At 61.9% G+C, this 17,604-nt stretch carries 12 protein-coding genes and 1 tRNA gene; all 13 read right to left on the bottom strand.

Translation table 11 applies throughout. The features are described from left to right. Positions 1–97: 97 nt before the first annotated feature. The 13 genes from AD659_RS25325 to AD659_RS25270 all read right to left on the bottom strand — a co-directional run bounded on the left by AD659_RS25325 (position 98) and on the right by AD659_RS25270 (position 17,519). Positions 98–1,927, bottom strand: a complete 1,830-nt coding sequence (locus tag AD659_RS25325) for a S9 family peptidase (protein ID WP_053125972.1) — start codon at positions 1,925–1,927, stop codon at positions 98–100. Next, positions 1,893–3,023, bottom strand: a complete 1,131-nt coding sequence (gene pqqE, locus AD659_RS25320; protein WP_153043954.1) for a pyrroloquinoline quinone biosynthesis protein PqqE — start codon at positions 3,021–3,023, stop codon at positions 1,893–1,895. The genes AD659_RS25325 and pqqE overlap by 35 nt, the downstream gene beginning before the upstream one ends. After that, a complete protein-coding gene (pqqD, locus tag AD659_RS25315; protein ID WP_053125968.1) occupies positions 3,016–3,291 on the bottom strand; it encodes a pyrroloquinoline quinone biosynthesis peptide chaperone PqqD in 276 nt (91 codons plus the stop codon). The genes pqqE and pqqD overlap by 8 nt, the downstream gene beginning before the upstream one ends. Beyond that, positions 3,288–4,040, bottom strand: a complete 753-nt coding sequence (pqqC, locus tag AD659_RS25310) for a pyrroloquinoline-quinone synthase PqqC (RefSeq protein WP_053125964.1) — start codon at positions 4,038–4,040, stop codon at positions 3,288–3,290. Before pqqC ends, pqqD begins: the two co-directional genes overlap by 4 nt. A gap of 209 nt (positions 4,041–4,249) precedes the next feature. Further along, complete coding sequence (gene pqqB, locus AD659_RS25305; RefSeq protein ID WP_053125962.1) at positions 4,250–5,161, bottom strand: pyrroloquinoline quinone biosynthesis protein PqqB; 912 nt, start codon at positions 5,159–5,161, stop codon at positions 4,250–4,252. An 80-nt stretch (positions 5,162–5,241) separates the two neighbouring features. Further along, a complete protein-coding gene (gene pqqA, locus AD659_RS29565; RefSeq protein WP_003177660.1) occupies positions 5,242–5,316 on the bottom strand; it encodes a pyrroloquinoline quinone precursor peptide PqqA in 75 nt (24 codons plus the stop codon). A gap of 170 nt (positions 5,317–5,486) precedes the next feature. Beyond that, entirely contained in the window at positions 5,487–7,919 is a 2,433-nt protein-coding gene (pqqF, locus tag AD659_RS25300; RefSeq protein ID WP_053125960.1) for a pyrroloquinoline quinone biosynthesis protein PqqF, read from the bottom strand. A gap of 62 nt (positions 7,920–7,981) precedes the next feature. Next, on the bottom strand, positions 7,982–8,776 hold the full coding sequence (locus AD659_RS25295; RefSeq protein ID WP_053125958.1) for a carbon-nitrogen hydrolase family protein: 795 nt from the start codon (positions 8,774–8,776) through the stop codon (positions 7,982–7,984). Positions 8,777–8,788: 12 nt separating this feature from the next. Beyond that, the gene (locus AD659_RS25290; RefSeq protein WP_053125956.1) at positions 8,789–10,471 is read right to left on the bottom strand and encodes a flavin monoamine oxidase family protein; all 1,683 of its coding nucleotides are present in this window, start codon (positions 10,469–10,471) and stop codon (positions 8,789–8,791) included. 190 nt (positions 10,472–10,661) lie between these two features. Continuing rightward, positions 10,662–11,123, bottom strand: a complete 462-nt coding sequence (locus tag AD659_RS25285; RefSeq protein ID WP_053125954.1) for an Lrp/AsnC family transcriptional regulator — start codon at positions 11,121–11,123, stop codon at positions 10,662–10,664. A 35-nt stretch (positions 11,124–11,158) separates the two neighbouring features. Further along, positions 11,159–13,489, bottom strand: a complete 2,331-nt coding sequence (locus tag AD659_RS25280; protein ID WP_231987654.1) for a hypothetical protein — start codon at positions 13,487–13,489, stop codon at positions 11,159–11,161. A gap of 194 nt (positions 13,490–13,683) precedes the next feature. Then, positions 13,684–13,760: transfer RNA gene (locus AD659_RS25275), tRNA-Ile, on the bottom strand. A gap of 15 nt (positions 13,761–13,775) precedes the next feature. Next, positions 13,776–17,519, bottom strand: a complete 3,744-nt coding sequence (locus tag AD659_RS25270; RefSeq protein ID WP_053125951.1) for an EAL domain-containing protein — start codon at positions 17,517–17,519, stop codon at positions 13,776–13,778. Between the last annotated feature and the right edge of the window lie 85 nt (positions 17,520–17,604).

Below are 17,604 nucleotides of genomic sequence, written 5' to 3'. Positions count from 1 at the left end.
TTGCTCCCGCTGGGTCGCGGAGCGGCCCCAAGCTTTTGCGATTGCTGCGCAATCGAGCGGGAGCAAGCTCCCTCGCCACGAGTGGTATTCCCACTGCCTACGGATTGCCATCCATCACCTTGCAATAGAACAGCCACTCATGCTCCAGCGCATGCGCCTGGTTTGCAGCCTTGCGAAAACCGTGGCGCTCATCCGGATAGTAGTGCGCCTCGACCGCAACGCCGTTGGCCTGTAGAGCACTGACCATGTCGCGGGTTTGCTGTGGCACCACCACGGCGTCCAATTCACCCTGGAAAAAGATTACCGGCACGCGGATGTTCCCGGCGTGCAGCAGTGGGGTGCGGGCGCGGTAGCGTTCGACGTCCTGTTGCGGATCGCCGATCAACCAGTCCAGATAGTCACCTTCGAACTTGTGCGTGGCCCGGCCGAGAGCGACGGGATCGCTGACGCCATAGAGGCTGGCGCCGGCACGGAATACCTCATGGAACGCCAACGCGCAGAGGGTCGTGTAGCCACCGGCACTGCCACCGCGAATGAACGCATGACGGCCATCGATCAGACCTTGCCCATCCAGGTAGGCGACCACCGCACAGGCGTCCTCGACATCCACCACGCCCCAGTTCAAATGCAACGCCTGCCGATAGGCCCGGCCATAGCCACTGCTGCCGCGGTAATTGAGATCGGCAACAGCAAAGCCGCGCTGGGTCCAATACTGGATACGCGGATCGAACAGGGGATAACAAGCCGAGGTGGGGCCGCCGTGAATGAACACCACCAAGGGCGGCTTCGCCTGTGCATTCATGGCCGGGTAGAAGAACCCGTGGGCCTCACCTGACCCGGAGGGATAGCGCAGGGTTCGAGGACGACTGATCTGTTCGACGGGCAACGGCGCGACGCCGCCGGCCAGCACCACCACTTCATGACGCTGCCGCTCAATGGCGATGACCGCCGACGGATGGGTCGGCGAGGCAGCAATGGCGTAGATGAACCGCTCATCCAGCGCCAGGCTGCGAAAGCGGGAATAGGTGCCGGTAAAGTCCTCGCTGGCATCGTCACGGCGGCACAGGCCCAGGCGTCCGAAACCTGCTTCGGTCCAACTCGCCAGGTAGGTGTGTTCGTCCAGCGGCAGCCAGGTACAGCCACCCAGTTGCCACGGCGCCGGGGCGTGATCGGCTGCGGCGGCGGGCAGCGGTTCCAGGCCTTGGGCCGACTCCCTCCAGGGCTGCCAAAAACCACCGCGATCAGTCAGGCAGTAAAGGCGACCGGACGCGTCGAAGCGCGGTTGCTGGATGGACTCTTCCTCACCGTTGCCGGCCACACAGCGCGGCTCCCTCCACCCCGAAGCATTGCGCTCGGCCAGCATCAACCGCGTCGCTGTCCAGGGTTGATGCGGACGGCTCCACTCAATCCAGGCGAGCCGCTGGCCGTCCGGGCTCAAGGTCGGGGAAGCATAGAAGTCGGCGCCTTCGGCCAGTAGATGCCGTTGCTGATCGGCCAACCCGATCGACACCAGGCGATGCTGGTTGGCCTGTTCTTCCACGGCCAGCACCTGGCCCTCGGCGAAACCAAGGTCACCATAGCGGCACTCACCCGAGGTCAGCGCCACGGGACGCCCGTCATTCAACGATTGGTGGTATAGCTGCTGGTCAGCCTCATTGATGAACAGCACGCCGTCGCTGCTCAGGCAGAACGACCCGCCGCCGTATTCATAGACCCGGCTGCGCGCGCTGAAACCGTCCGGCGTCAGACAGCGAGCCTTGGCGTCTTGCCAATGCCAGATCCGGCAGGCGCCATCCGCGGGGCGGTACTCATTCCAGAACAAACCCAGAGGCCCGACCTGCAGTTCGGCGAAATCGGTGCCGGCGGCAACGGCCCGGGTGGCGCTGAAAGGCTCAGCCTTTAGCGATGAGGCGCGAGTTTCGTTCATTGCGAAAGGCCAATTGTTCAATGGTTTGCGTGGCGTGCTCGGCGTCTTCACGCGCCTTGAGAATCACCCCGTGATGTTCGGACTTGCTGCACACCGGGTCGGCATTGCTGGCATCGCCGGTAAGCATGAACGCCTGGCAGCGACAGCCGCCGAAGTCCTTTTCCTTTTCATCGCAGGAGCGACACGGTTCGGGCATCCAGTCATAACCGCGAAAGCGATTGAAACCGAACGAGTCGTACCAGATGTGCTGCATGCTGTGGTCGCGCACGTTGGGAAATTGCACCGGCAGCTGTCGGGCGCCGTGACAGGGCAATGCCGTGCCGTCCGGCGTGACGGTGAGGAAAATGCTGCCCCAGCCGTTCATGCAGCCCTTGGGACGCTCTTCATAGTAGTCCGGCGTGACAAAGATCAACTTGCACGGATTACCTTCGGCTTCCAGCTTGGCGCGGTACTCGTTGGTGACACGCTCGGCGCGTACCAGTTGCTCCCGGGTGGGCAGCAGGCCGACGCGGTTGAGCTGCGCCCAGCCGTAGAACTGGCAGGTGGCAAGCTCGACGAAGTCTGCGTCCAGGGCGATGCACAGCTCGATGATACGGTCGATTTTGTCGATGTTGTGCCGATGGGTCACGAAGTTCAGCACCATCGGATAACCGTGGGCCTTCACCGCCCGGGCCATTTCCAGTTTTTGCGCGAAGGCTTTCTTCGAGCCGGCCAGCAGGTTGTTCACCTGCTCGTCGCTGGCCTGGAAGCTGATCTGGATGTGGTCCAGGCCGGCCTTCTTGAAGTCGCTGATTTTCTGTTCGGTCAGACCGATGCCGGAGGTGATCAGGTTGGTATAGAAACCCAGCCTGCGTGCCTCACCGATCAATTCGGCCAAGTCCTGGCGCACCAACGGCTCGCCTCCGGAAAAACCCAGCTGCGCGGCGCCCATCTCCCGGGCTTCGCGAAACACCTTGAACCACTGCTCGGTGCTCAGCTCCTTGCCCTGCTCGGCGAAGTCCAGCGGATTGGAGCAGTACGGGCATTGCAGCGGGCACCGATAGGTCAGTTCGGCCAGCAGCCACAGCGGCAAACCGACGGCGGGCTTTTCAGGCAAGTGTGATCCAGTGCTCTGCACGGGCGACCTCCATGAATTGCTCGATGTCGTCACCGAGTTCCGGCACGTCGGGGAACTGCTTCGCCAACTCGCCGATGATCGCCGCGACATCCCGTTCACCATCGATCAGGCCACCGATCAGCGCAGCGCTGTCATTGAGCTTGATCATGCCTTCAGGATAGAGCAGCACGTGGCCTTTCTGGGCCGGTTCGTACTGGAAGCGATAGCCGGGGCGCCAGCGCGGGGTTTGGCTGCGATCGAAACTCATAAGGTGATTCCTTTGTGCCAAACCCGTTGGTCGGTCACGGTGTGATAGGGCGGGCGGTTCAGTTCGTAGGCCATGCTCATGGCGTCGAGCATGCTCCAGAGAATGTCCAGTTTGAACTGGAGAATCTCCAGCATGCGCTCCTGACCTTGGCGGGTGGTGTAGTGCTGCAAGGTGATCGCCAGGCCATGCTCCACATCACGCCGGGCCTGGCCCAGGCGGGTGCGGAAGTATTCATAGCCGGTCGGGTCGATCCATGGATAATGCTGGGGCCAACTGTCGAGGCGCGACTGGTGGATCTGCGGGGCGAACAGTTCGGTCAACGAACTGCTGGCGGCTTCCTGCCAACTGGCCCGGCGGGCGAAGTTGACGTAGGCGTCCACCGCGAAGCGTACGCCGGGCAGCACCAGTTCCTGGGAGCGCAGTTGGTCGGGGTCAAGGCCGACCGCCTGGCCCAGCCGCAGCCAGGCTTCGATGCCGCCGTCTTCGCCAGGCGCGCCGTCATGGTCTAGCAGGCGCTGGATCCACTCGCGACGGATCTCCCGGTCCGGGCAGTTGGCCAGGATCGCGGCGTCCTTGAGCGGGATATTCACCTGGTAATAAAAACGGTTCGCGACCCAGCCCTGGATCTGCTCGCGAGTGGCGCGGCCTTCATACATCGCCACGTGATACGGGTGATGGATGTGGTAATACGCGCCCTTGGCACGCAGGGCCGCTTCGAACTCGGCGGGGGACAGGGGGGTGTCAGTCATTTCGGTTCTCCGGGAAATGCCCGTGGTGCTGTGGCGTCAGGGCTGGCCCCATCGCGAGCAAGCTCGCTCCCACAGGGGCCGAGTCATACTGGATATGTGCTGTACAGCAAAACCAATGTGGGAGCGAGCTTGCTCGCGATGAGGCCTGTCCAGCCGGCATCAATCGGGCTGATACACCGCAAGCTCACCCCACATTGGTCCTGCATTTCCTACAACTCAATACTCATTCCGTCGTAGGCCACTTCAATCTTTCGACGTACAAGCTCGGCCCGCTCGGGCGAGTCTTCGTCCAAAATCGGGTTGGTGTTGTTGATATGGATAAGGACCTTGCGCTGCTCGGGCAACTGCTCCAGCACTTCCAGCATGCCGCCGGGGCCGTTTTGCGCCAGGTGGCCCATTTCCCGGCCAGTGCGAGTGCCGACGCCACGGCGCTGCATTTCATCGTCGTCCCACATCGTGCCGTCCACCAGCAGGCAATCGCTGCCAGCCATGATCGTCAGCAATGACTCGTCGACCTTGCCCAGGCCCGGCGCATAGAACAGTTTGCCGCCCGTGCGCAGGTCTTCGACGATCAGCCCGATGTTGTCGCCCGGGTGCGGGTCGAAGCGATGCGGTGAATAGGGCGGTGCGGCGCTGCGCAGGGGCAGCGGGGTGAAGCGCAGGTTCGGGCAGGCGGCGATGGTAAAACTCTGGTCGAGCTCGATGCGATTCCAGCTCAGCCCGCCGTTCCAATGGGTCAGCATGTTGAACAGCGGAAAGCCCGTGCTCAGGTCTTCATGGACCATGTCGGTGCACCAGACTTGATGCGGGCAACCTTCGCGCAGGCTGAGCAGGCCGGTGGTGTGGTCGATCTGGCTGTCCATCAGGATGATCGCGCCAATGCCGGTGTCCCGAAGGGCCCGGCCCGGCTGCATCGGGGCGAAGGCCTGGAGCTGGGCGCGAATGTCCGGGGAGGCGTTGCACAGCACCCAGTTCACCCCGTCATCGGACAGGGCGATGGACGACTGGGTACGCGCCTGGGCTCGCAGGCTGCCGTTGCGAAAACCTGCGCAGTTGGCGCAGTTGCAATTCCACTGGGGGAAACCACCACCGGCGGCGGAACCTAGAATCTGGACGAACATGGTTGCTCCATCTGCAAACCGAAATAAAAACGCCTCGGCTGGCCGAGGCGTAGTGCTGCGTGCTTGAGCGCCTGCAGCAATCAGCGGCTGGCGAAGTACATGGTGACTTCGAAACCGATACGCAGGTCGATATATGCGGGTTTGGACCAGGACATGGGAATACTCCTTTGGTTGGGGGACTTTGGTTCGATGGAACGGGTGAGACCTATACATATAGTCCACCTCCGTTCGGAGATGTTCAGATGCTTAGGCGCCTATGTTACTAAATCTGACAAATTCGTTCGCCGCGATTCTCGAAGAAAGCTCGTTACAGCGGCTGCAATGATTACTGCGCCGCGTGCCAATGTTCTTGCGGGCAGGTGCCGTTGCTCAGGCAATACCATCCTCCTTCGGCACCGATCAAACCCCGGGCGGCGATCTCTAGCTGTGCGCGATCCAGATGCAGGATGGCATCGGCCAGTTGCTCAAGGTAATCCGACGGACGGCCAGCCTGCTTGCCCTGCCAGAGCAATTCGGCGGCCTGGGCGCGGGGCAGGGCATCCATCTGGAACTGGGCGGCGAGTGCCTGCTGTTGGCCGGCCAGGGCCGACTCATCGAGTTGCTGGATCAGTGCCGGTAACCCGATCAGGAATTGCTCGATGTGGGCGATCAATTGCGTCGCCGAGACGCTGGGCGACTGGACGCCGAACAACACCCCGGTTTGCCCGTCGATCTGTTTCAAGCCGCTGAACACCGCATAACCCAACTGCAGATCCACGCGCAGACGCTGGTAGAACGGCGTCTGGCCCAGCTGCGCCAGCAACCGCCAGGCGGCTTCGTCGGGCAGCGCCAGGGTGGCCGTCGGGCAGAACAGCAACACGGCCGCTTCTTCACCGTGGGTCTGGAGCCTGTGCCAGATGCGTTGCCCGCGCGGCACCGTCGCCAGGCTGACGTCCTCGCCGGCAACGCCCGGCACACGGGCCAACACCGGGCCCAGCGCCCCTTGGCTGGTGGCCGACAGACCGATGGACAATCCGTCCCAGCGAGCCGTTGTCCACACGTTTTGATCGCTGTCGGGCATAGGCAACGCGGATGATGATCGGCAGTGATTCGGCAGCGCCTTCAGCAGATGCCGAATCGGTATCGGCGGCGTTTCGTTGCCGGCCTGGGACATTGGCAACGGTTGGGCAAGCTTCGCCAGAACGTGTTCGAGCACCAACGGCATCGGTGTTTGCAAACCAACCAGTTTTAACAGGCATTGATGAGTGGACAGTTCGAAGCTGACGTCCACACCCGCCTGGCGAGCATCCTCACGCACCTCATCCAGGTGCCGGTCGAGCCTGGATTGAAGATCCAGCGGTGCCTGGGTCGTCAGTTGCCAGCGCAGGTACACCGCGCCTTCGCGACCGTTGTCTGGCAGCGCCTGGCTGAACTGCATGGGCGAGCGTTCCCGTCGGCCCCGGGAGCGGTCCTGGGCGAAGGTGCGCAAGCCACGGTGGGCACTGGTCTGGCCGCGTATCAGTCCGGCGCGAGGCCCTTCGCTTGGCGTTTGCAGGAACGGGTTGGGCGCGGGCAGTTGCCAGGGTTCCACGACATCGTCGGCGGGGTGCAGTTGCTTGAGGATTTCCCTGAGCCTCACCAGGTCGTTTGCCCGCAGCGGTTCATTACGTTCTTCACAGTCCCAGCGGGCGATCTGCAAGGCCGATCCTGTCTCCTGCCGACGCTGCAACAACGCGGTGAACTCCTGGCGCAACGACGCCCAGTCATCCAGGGCGGCAAAGAAGCCCAACCAGTCGTGCAGCAACGGCTGGATCTGCGCCGCTGCCTGAGCGTTGTGATGCTTGAATTCGATGTGCAGTAGCGCCTGGTCGGCAAATTCATACAACGCAGTGGCCTTGAGGCTGTCAGCCAGGCCGCGTTGACGCAATGTGGCGAGCAAGCCGCCCGGTTTGCTGGAGTTCAGCCACGTACAGAGAAAATCCAAGGCTTGGGGCGAGGCGGTGGGCAGCGCTTCGAAGGCGAACAGCCAGTCTAGACAACCTTCGCGGACCTGTTGATAACTTGTCTGGGACGACGCCATCAGCTTAGGCGGCGAGAGTCTGGTAACCGATTCACCGCTCGCGACATGGCTGCCGAACTGTTCCGCCAACGCTTTCAAGGCATCGAGACTTTGTGGGCCGGCCAGGCTCAGGGTCATCTGGCCGCTCTGGTAGAAGCTGCGATAGAAGTCGTGCAATGCGCTTTGGAATTCGGTGTGCGTCACGGCGAGGCTGTCGCGATTGCCGGCATGAAAACCCCGCAGCGGATGGAACGCCAACAGGCCGTCATGCAAGGCAAGCTGTCGCTGGGCGGCCGTATCCTGGGACCAGGCGATGAACTCTGCATGCAGCACTTCCCGTTCCCGCAGCAGATCGGCTTCATCCAGGCGCGGATGGGCGAGCATGTCCCCCAGTCGTTCCAGCCCGTCGGCGAAGGTGGCGGGTGGCAGCTCGAAGAAAAAGTCCGTGGCGCGTTCCCCGGTGCGCGCATTGACCTGCCCGCCGTGCCGCTGCACGTAGGCCATCAGGTTCTCCCCGGCGGGAAACCGTTCGGTGCCGATGAACAGCAGATGTTCGAGCAGATGCGCCATCCCCGGCCAGGCCAGGGGCGCATCATGGCTGCCAGCGTCGACGCGCAGTACCGCGGCGCTGCGCTTGAGGCCCGGGACATGACGCAAGGTCACCCGCAAGCCGTTGGCCAGGATTTCAGTGTGGGGGCGGAGGGAATCGGGGACCGGCATGGGCGCTTCCAGAACAAGGATGCGCCCATGCTAGCGGATCAGGGCCCTTTCTCAATCCTCAATCAGTGTTTGTGCAGGTCGTTGTAAAGCTCGGGACGGCGATCGTGCAGGTAGTTGTAGGCTGCGCGGGAGTCGTCCAGCAGTTGTCGATCCAGTTCTGCGACGATCAAGGCTTCGTCCAATCCCGCGAGCGCCGGGCGGCTGCCATTCGGTGCGGCGATGCTGCTTTGGCCGCAATACAGCAATTCGCCTTCGTGGCCGCAGTAATTGGCGTAGGCCACGAAACACTGGTTCTCGATGGCCCGGGCACGGACGGTGACGTCGGCAATGAACTCGTAGGGTTGCATGTTGGCGGTCGGTACCAGGATCAGCTCGGCGCCGGCGAGAGCCAGGCGTCGGGCGTTTTCCGGGAACTCCAGGTCGTAGCAGATCAGCAGGCCGAGTTTCCAGCCGTTGAGCTCGACGATAGGCAGCGCTGAGTCGCCAGCGCTGAACATTGCGTGATCGAGGTCACCGAACAGGTGGCTCTTGCGGTAGTTGGCCAAGCGCTCACCCTGGGCGTCGATCAGTTGCACGGCGTTGTAGATCTGCCCGTCTTCGCTGCGTTCGGGGTAGCCATAGACAATGGCCAGGCCGGCCGCCTTGGCAATGCGGCCGATCTGTTGCGCCCACTCGCCGTTGTAGACCTCGGCCAATACATTCACCGCGTCGACGCCAATGTTGTAGCCGGTCATGAACATCTCCGGCAGCACCAGCACATCGGCGCCCCTGGCTTCCAGCGCCACCTGATGCAGGCGTTGCAGGTTGCCGGCCGGATCCAGTGGCAACGGTGGGCATTGGTAGAGGGCTACGCGCATCGAAAACTCCTTTTATTCGGGCAGGGCGATCGGACCGATTTCGTGGAACACATCACCTGGACCCGGGTTTTCGGCGTGGGTTTCACCGCCGAAGTGCTTCATGATTCCCCACACGGCATTGAGTGAGGTCTGTACCGCGCCTTCGACCCAGGCGGGTGTCCATGAGACGTCGTCGCCAGCGATAAAGATCCCGCGTTGTTCGGCCGGCATGTCGTCCTGCATGAAGTGCGCATACATGCGCTGGTTGTAGCGATAGTGGCCGGGCAGGGCGCCCTTGAAGGCGCCGAGGAAATGCGGATCGGCTTCCCAGGACACGGTGATCGGATCGCCAATGATGCGTGCGGCAATGTCCACCTTGGGGTAGATCTTCTTCAGGGCATCGAGGGCCAGCTTCACGCGTTTTTCCACCGGATGCGGGAGCATTTTCAACGCATCGCTCATCCAGGAATACGACAGGCAAATCACGCCGGGCTTGTCGTCGCCATTGTCGAACAGATAGGTGCCACGGGTCAGGCGGTCGGTCAGGGTCATGCTCATCAGGTCGCGGCCGGTTTCCGGATCCTTGTCTTTCCAGAACGGCCGGTCGACCATCACGAATGTCTTGGACGATTGCATGTAGCGGGTGCGGTCCAGGGCCATCCACATCTTTTGCGAGAACAACGCTTCTTCACATTCGATCTGAGTAGTCAGCAGCCAGCTCTGGCACGTGACCAGCACCGCAGCGTATTCGCGGGTGTTTTCCCACACGTCCGTCACGCTGAAGCGGCCATCGGCCGCACGGGCGATGCGCTTCACGCCGCTGCGTGGGGCGCCCAGGTGCAGCGAATTGAGGCTGGTCCCCTCGGGCCAGTGCACACAGCGTTCCGGCACATGGTTCCAGATGCCATGGGGCACCTGTTCGACGCCGCCGACTACCAGGTGCTGATGGTCGTCGCAGTTGGTCATCACGACGCGGAAGATTTCCAGCATCGAATTGGGGAAATCCGAATCCCAGCCACCCGTGCCGAAACCGACCTGGCCGAACACTTCACGGTGCTGGAACGAGAGCTTGGCGAACGCCTTGGAGGTGGCGACGAAGTCGTAGAAGGTGCGGTCGTCCCAGAGCGGCACCAAGGTGTTCCACAATTCCTTGAGACGTGGCACGTCGCGGTCGCGGATCGCCTGCTGGATCTCGCCAAAGCGCGAACCATCTTCCAGCGCATCGGCCCAGGCATCGGCAACTTCCTGGAACAGCGCAGGAAGGTCCGCCAGTTTCCGGGCGTAATAGGTCTGGCCTTCCAGGTCGATGACCGTGCTGCCGGACGCCGGGGTCAGCGGGTTGGGGAACGGTTTGGTCTCCAGGCCCAGCTTGTCGACATAGTGATAGAACGCGGTGGACGACACCGGAAAACGCATGCCACCCAGCTCGGCAATCACCCCTTCGGCGCCGTTGAACGCTTGCGAGCGCAGGCGCCCACCCATCTTCGACGCCTCATAGACCACGGGCTTGAGACCCAGCTTCATCAGCTCGTACGCCGCCACCAGACCGGCGATTCCGGCCCCGACAATCGCCACTTCCGTACCGTGGTTATGGGCGGGAATGCTGCCCAGGCCCGCCGGATGCTCGATCCAGTCGTCAAAGGCGAAAGGAAAGTCCGGACCGAAAATGGTGATGGGCTTCTTACCGTCTGCTGGGTGGCGATTGTTTTTGTTCATGGCTGACCTTGATGGGCGACTCGACGCGGTGTTCGCGTCTGAGTATAGGAAAGATGCCAGCCATTCTAGGGAGGGTGGAACACGTTAATAAGACACAATATGTCGTCGTTTTGAGTGTATTACAGTCATTTTGACCTATTCATCAATCGTAATGACGAAATCCGTTCCCACAGGTTAAGTTGCGAAGGGCCTAGACAGGCTGGCCCCGATCGATCTTGCTGCTGAGGATGATCGAGGTGGTGGTTTTCTCCACGCCGTCCACGCTGCCGATCTGGTCCAGCAATTGATCCAGTTGCTCCGGCGATTCCGTGCGCAGCCACGCAACGTAGTCGAACTCACCGCTGACCGCACACAACTGCTGGACCTGGGCCATGGCGCTCAAGCGTCGCAGCACGTCCTTGCCGGAGCGCGGTTGGACCTTGATACCGACGTAAGCCTGCAAGCCGCCGTCAATCACCCGTTGGCCCAGGCGCACGCCGTAGCCGGTAATCACCTTGGTCTTTTCCAGGCGTGCCAGCCGCGAGGTCACGGTCGTGCGGGCGATACCCAGTTGCCGGGCAAGCATGGCGACGCTTTCCCGGGCGTTGATTTGCAGCGCTGCGATCAGTTGCCGGTCGATTTCGTCGAGGACGGGGGGGCGGGTGTCAGTCAAAGTGGGCTCCGGCGCAGGCATCGATGGCGAGCATGTTACAGGCTCCCGCGCTCGAAATAGCGAGTGGCGGGCAATGCCAGTGCCTGCCACGCAAAGGCGAGGTTCGCCTGGGACGATCTGAGCCAGAGACCGTCCTGGCCAATCAGTTGTTCAGCGGGCAATTGCAACAAAGCGTCCAGCAACAACGACTGCACCGAGCCTTGGTCCTCGCTGCTTTCGGTTTCCCAATCGTGCTCGAAACACCGTATCTGCACTTGTTCTTCGTCGAAGCTTTCGAACTGAGGCCGATTGCCCAACCATTGCGGATGTATTCGCAGCGTATGCGCTTGGACATCGAGGAGGAGCAATTGCCAGCCCCGATAGCTTCCACACTGTTCTGCCACATCGGTTGCCATACAGGTCAGCGCCAGATAGCGGCTGTTTGGTGACCAGGCCATCGAGGGTGCCAGATCAATCAATGCGCAACCCGAGGCCGTTAGCAGGTGCCCGCCGAGACGGGGCGTACCGGCACGTACCCAGCTGTCGGCGTATTCCGTCTCGCTGCCGAACAGCCAGGCGGCATCCTGATCATTCGGCGCAGGCTGGATGAAATCACCCTCGGCGGTGGCCGCTTGCGGGCGGTCCACCAGGCGCCAAGGCTCGACGGCGCTGAGCTGTGACGCTGTCGGTTGCAACTGCACCGTGTTGTAGAACAGTCGGGATTGTTCGTTTGGACGAAAAAAGGACGAGTCGCTGCCAACCTCCGGTGCGGCGACGTTGAATCGCTGCAACGGGCTGCTGTCCCTATTGCTATCCAGCCGACCTTGAACCGCCGCCAGGCTCAGCCGGCCATCGCGAAAATCGAGGATGCGCTCCACCCACATGGAGGGACCTTCCAGCAGGCGTTGCTCCTTCGCGTCGGCAATCACCCCATGGGTGGTCACGGTCGTTGAGTGTTCAAAGGGCAGCAGTGCCAGGTAACGACCGCAATCAGAGACGCGGTGATCCAGCAACCAACTTCCCGGCAAGTGCCAATCACCGATCCGGCAGCGATAACCCCCAAGCCCATCGCGGTTGTCGCCCAGCCAGATCAGGTGAGCGCAGGCCCCACCCAGCATTGGCTGCGTCTCGACAAACGAGTCCCCTCGCACACCCCGACTGTCCAACGGCATCGCAATGGCCATGCGGGTCAGTTTGAACTCACCGACCTGTACGCGCCCCTGGGCGTCATGATCGGTCTGGGTTTCGGTATCGCCATGGATACTGTCCAGACGATAGCCATAACGGCCAGAGCCTGGGCGTGGATAGTCGAGGTAGGCGCCGATACGCACATGGTCGGCGTCGAGGCTCAGCAGTTCATGCCAGTAGAAGGACGGTTCCGCGGCGCGCTTTACCCAGGGCGAGGGCAGGGCGCGCCAGCCGGTGTCGAGCTGCCACAACCAATACAGGTCGCCTTCTTCGTGACCGCTTTGCTGCTGGGCCAGGCACACCAGGGCGCGTTGATCAGTGCTCCAAACCAAGGGCGCGTCTGCCGCCATCAGCAGGTCGGACGGTTGCCCGTTGACGCTGACGGTATAGCGCGGCGAAAGCAGGGGCTCCAGTGGCTGGGCCAAGTCACGAAAGGTTGAGGGCAATGAGATATTGCCTTGCAGGCACTGCTGGCCATCAGCGGAGCGCCGCTCAAAGGTCTGCTCAGGATGACAATCGGCTTCCAGCCACAGATCGCCGACAGGCACCAGGGGGGTGACGCTGGCCGTTTGCAACAGCTCATCGAGCCGGGTTTCGCGAACGCCGTTATCCACCAGCGGGCTATGGCGTCCGCTCAATAGGTCGAGGTCAAACGTGTCCAACTCCCAGAGCTCGCTGTCGGCGCAGCGGTATAACTGGCGTTGCTGACGGTCGAGGACCACCAGTCCCCATGCCTGTCGGGACGGTACCGGTGCCGCGAAGTAACGTCCGTCTCGGGAGAACACCGCCGAAGAGCCAATGCCTTGCAAGAGCACGCCGTCGGGGAACAGATAGTCGCAATACGTCGGGCCGCCCATGGCGATTTCGCCGTGGTTGAAGACCCGGATCGGCTCGCCTTCAGGGGTCAGCAGCGGCTCGCTTCCACCCCAGGCACTTGGTCCTTGGCTGGAAACGGGCGCCAACCCAAGGCGCCGCTCCCAACTGCTGACGCAGGCGAGTCCGACGATGATGCCAACGATCGCCACCAAGATGCCCCACCACTCAGGCAATGCCCGACCCAGGCTGAACCCCAGGCCAAACACGGCGCCGACCGTCACCCGGGCAATGCTTCGACCCATCGCCAAAAAGCCCAGGCGAGCGGCAAGGCCCATCAACAGCCCGAGGCACACCACTGTCAGCAAAGCCAACGGGGGCGGCATTATTGTGACGAAAAAGGCTGGTACCAGCAGGATGCCGAGTTGCCAGAACAGTTCAAGAAACAGTCGAGGGAGGCTGGGGCTGGCGATGATGGGCGTCTCGGTGAGGGAGGGGGATTTTTATTGTAATGGAGCGAAAGAGGCTAGCGGGAGGACGCTGGATACGCAAAAGCCGCGCAATGCGCGGCTTTTGAATTTGGTGGGCCCACACGGACTTGAACCGTGGACCAAAGGATTATGAGTCCTCTGCTCTAACCAACTGAGCTATAGGCCCTCAGTAGGCCGCGGATTATAGCGACGGTTTCTCGGCTGTGCTATCCGAAAAATCCGATACGGCCACACGCAGGAACGTGGCGGCGAACTCGTCGGCGCACAGGGGCAGGCTGACGATGTAGCCCTGGATCTGTTCGCAACCTTCATCAGCCAGGAATTGCTGCTGGGCCAGGGTTTCGACGCCTTCGGCGATGACGGTGAATTGCATGCTGCGGCCCAAGGCGATGATTGCCCGCACGATGGCCACGTCGTGGGGGTCGTCGGGCAGGCCGCGGACGAAGGACTGGTCGATCTTGAGGATGTCCAGCGGTAGGCGCTTGAGGTAACTCAGGGAGGAATAGCCCGTGCCGAAGTCGTCGATGGCCAGTTGCACGCCGAGTTTCTTCAACTGGTGCAGCACCGTCAGGGCTTCTTCGGCCTGGCTCATGATGAAGTTTTCGGTAATTTCCAGTTGTAATAAGTCGGGTTGGAGCTGGTGTTCGCGCAGCAGTTGTTCGATACGCCCCAGCAAGTTGGGTTGACGCAGTTGGGCGCCGGCCAGGTTGACCGACAGCGGGCCGAGGCTTTCGTAGGCGCTGTTCCATTCGCACAGTTGCCGGCAGGCACGTTCCAGTACCCAGTCGCCAATTTGCAGAATCATGCCGTTTTCTTCCGCCAACGGGATGAAATGTTCGGGCGGGACGTCGCCAAACGTCGGGTGATTCCAACGAATCAGTGCCTCGGCACCCACCAATCGGTTGTCGGCGAGGCTGATTTTCGGCTGGAAGGACAGGGACAGCTCGTTGCGTTCAATCGCTCGCCGTAGCTCGTGTTCCAAGGCCACGCGTTCGCTGGCCTGGGCGGTGAGGTCGCGGGTGTATTTCTCCACCCGGTTGCGGCCCTTGGCCTTGGAGCGGTACATCGCCGCGTCGGCATTCTTGACCAGCGTGGCGACGTCGCAGCCATCCTGCGGGTAGAGGCTGGTGCCGATGCTGGCGCTGATAAAGAATTCGTGCTCGCCGGCCTGGAACGGGGCGGTAAAGCAGTTCAACAGTTTCTGGGCGATGTGCTCGGCGTCGCTGGGCTGCTGCAGGCCGGGCAGCAGGATAATGAATTCGTCGCCGCCCAGGCGCGCCACGGTGTCGATGTCGCGCAACTGCTCGCGCAAGCGCACGGCGATGCCCTTGAGCAGCAGGTCGCCGACCGGGTGTCCGAGGCTGTCATTGATGTGCTTGAAACGGTCCAGGTCCAGGAACAGCACGGCACCCTGGCCGCCGTTTTCCTGCTGGCTGTTGAGGGCCGTCAGCAAGCGACTTTCGAACAGCGTGCGATTGGGCAGGCCCGTCAGCGGGTCGTGGTGAGCCTGGTAGTCGAGCCGGGCTTGGGCGTGCTTGAGGCTGGAGATATCGGCGAAGACCGCGACAAAATGGGTGATTTGTCGGTCCCGATTGCGTACTGCGCTGATGGTCAGCCAACTGGGGTATAGCTCGCCGTTCTTGCGCCGATTGGAGATCTCTCCCTGCCAGTGCCCCTCCGCCGTCAACTGGTGCCACATCGCCGCGTAAAACGCGCTGTCATGCAGGCCGGACGCTAACAACCGGGGTGTGTGGCCCAAGGCTTCGGTTTCGCTGTAGCCAGTGATTTCGGTGAAGGCTCGGTTCACGGCGCTGATGTGTTGTTGCGTATCGGTGATCAGCACGCCTTCGGCAGTGCTTTCGAACACGGTGGCGGCCTGTTGCAGTTTTTCCTGCATCAGGTGGCGTTCGGTGATGTCCCGGGCGATGGTCAGCATGCAGTCTTCGTCGCCGATGGGCAGCGGGCGGCTGGAGACTTCACAGAGTCGTATCTGCCCGTCGTTACGACGGATATGGCAGCTGAAATCCCTGACAAAGCCGTCCCGTTTCAGCAGGTCGAGCATCTGCTTGCGCTCGTTGAGATTGACCCAGATGCCCAAATCCAGGGTGGAGCGATCCACCGACAGCGCGCTGTTGAAGCCGGTAATGCGGCTGAAACCCTCGTTGACTTCAATCAGCAAGCCATCGCTTTGCCGGGACAGCAGCAGGCCATCGGGCGAGGCGTGGAAGGCCTTGGCGAACTTTTCTTCGGATGTCTGCAGTTGCTGCTGGGTTTCCTTGAGCTGGCTGATGTCCCGCACCACGACGACCAGGGCTGGTGTCGTGTCGAGGTCGAAGGGTTCGGCGGAGATCAGCCCGGTGAACACCTGTCCGTTGCTGCGGCGAAAGGGCATTTCCAGGTTGCGAATGCTGCCGGCCTGCAAACGCTGCAGCAGGCCCGGCCCCACGCCCTGGATGCCCCAGATATTCAGTTCGGTTGCGTTGCGTCCGACCACCTCTGCGGCACTCAAGCCGATCTGTTCTTCAAAAGCCTTGTTGACCTCCAGCAGGCATCCGTCCAACAGCCGAGCAATCACCAGGATGTCCGGGCACTGGCGGAACACCGAGGCAAATTTCTGCTCGGAAAGGCGCAGTGCTTCCTCGGTGCGCTTGGCTTCACTGATATCGATCATCAGCCCGCGCATCAGCGGTTCGTGCCCATGTTCGATCAGGCTGACAATGTCGCGCACCCACAGGCAGCGGCCATCGGCGGTGATCACCCGATAATCGATGCAGTGGTCGCGACCCGCCAGCACCTCATGATCGCAGTAGCTCTGGGCGCGGATCAGGTCGGCCGGATGAATGATGTTGCGCCAGAAACCCGGGATCAACCAATGGGAGAGGGGATAACCGAGCAGGTCTTCGGCGTGGGGCGACACATAGCTGTAGGTGTAGTCGCTGACCCTGGCCTCCCAGGCAATGGCCGACAGGCTCTCCACCAGCCCACGATAATGGTATTCGCTGCTGCGCAGCTCCTGTTCAAGCTCCACCCGCCGGGCGATCTCCGAGCTGAGCCGGCGGTTGATGCGAATGACCACCGCCAGTATGCCGACCAGGAGCAGCAGCGCGGGCAGGCCGTATAGCAGCAAGTCTGACCAGAGCTGGCGGTAGTCGTGCACATTGCCGACCCACTTCTGCTGGATCTCGGCGACTTCGGCCGGACTCATGTCCGCCATGACCTTGTCCAGGATACCGACCAATATCTTGTTGTTTCTCGGGACGGCCATTGCCAGTTGATAGCGATAAGGCGTTTCCCCGCTGACATAAAGGCCTTCGAGCTTGAGTTGGCGCAGGCTCCAGACACTGGAAGCCAGATCGCCCACCACCGCGTCCACTTCATCGGTAGCCAGTGCTTGCAGGGCTGAGCTGACGTTGGGCAGCGCCACCAGGTTCAGGTCGGGATGATGGTTGCGTAGCAATTCATGGGGGGCATAGTTCTCCACCACGGCGATTTTCAGCCCGTACAGCTCCTTTAGGTTGTGAGGCTGGGCGCCACCGCGATGGGCCAGGATGACAATGGGGAAATCCAGGTAGGGACGGGTGAATGCCAGGTAGTTCTGGCGCTCAGGGGTCGACATGATGCCCGGCAGCAGGTCGATCTTGCCTTGGACGACTTGCTCGAGCACGGCAGTCCAACTGGCCGGTTCGACAGGGGTGAGCTTGATGGCCAGTCGTTCACGGATGATCTCGATGTAGTCGGCGGCCAGGCCTTGATAGCGGCCTTGGTCATCGCGAAATTCAAACGGCGGCCATGAGGCGTCGACACCCAGGCGCAGGTCAGGGTGGTCCTTGAGCCAGCGGAGCTCCTCGTCGGTGAGCGTCAACGCGCCAGCTGTTGCGGTCCAGGTCATCAATGACAGCAAAAGCGCGGCCGTCAGTCTGGGCATCACTGTCTCGTCATGGCTTGGGGAGGATGATTCGAGTGTAGACGGGCAACAGGGTGGTGAGGGGCGTAACGACGGGGATTTTATC

This window comes from Pseudomonas thivervalensis (assembly GCF_001269655.1).
In the GTDB taxonomy this organism is placed as follows: domain Bacteria; phylum Pseudomonadota; class Gammaproteobacteria; order Pseudomonadales; family Pseudomonadaceae; genus Aquipseudomonas; species Aquipseudomonas thivervalensis.
Note: the sequence above shows the minus strand (reverse complement) of the source record. Positions and strands in the feature narration are given on the sequence as shown.

Coding starts and splice junctions, on each gene's coding strand:
- AD659_RS25325 (WP_053125972.1), bottom strand. CDS start 1,927: ATGAACGAAACTCGCGCCTCATCGCTAAAGGCTGAGCCTTTCAGCGCC.
- AD659_RS25280 (WP_231987654.1), bottom strand. CDS start 13,489: ATGCCGCCCCCGTTGGCTTTGCTGACAGTGGTGTGCCTCGGGCTGTTG.
- pqqF (WP_053125960.1), bottom strand. CDS start 7,919: ATGCCGGTCCCCGATTCCCTCCGCCCCCACACTGAAATCCTGGCCAAC.
- pqqB (WP_053125962.1), bottom strand. CDS start 5,161: ATGTTCGTCCAGATTCTAGGTTCCGCCGCCGGTGGTGGTTTCCCCCAG.
- pqqD (WP_053125968.1), bottom strand. CDS start 3,291: ATGAGTTTCGATCGCAGCCAAACCCCGCGCTGGCGCCCCGGCTATCGC.
- AD659_RS25295 (WP_053125958.1), bottom strand. CDS start 8,776: ATGCGCGTAGCCCTCTACCAATGCCCACCGTTGCCACTGGATCCGGCC.
- pqqC (WP_053125964.1), bottom strand. CDS start 4,040: ATGACTGACACCCCCCTGTCCCCCGCCGAGTTCGAAGCGGCCCTGCGT.
- AD659_RS25290 (WP_053125956.1), bottom strand. CDS start 10,471: ATGAACAAAAACAATCGCCACCCAGCAGACGGTAAGAAGCCCATCACC.
- AD659_RS25270 (WP_053125951.1), bottom strand. CDS start 17,519: ATGCCCAGACTGACGGCCGCGCTTTTGCTGTCATTGATGACCTGGACC.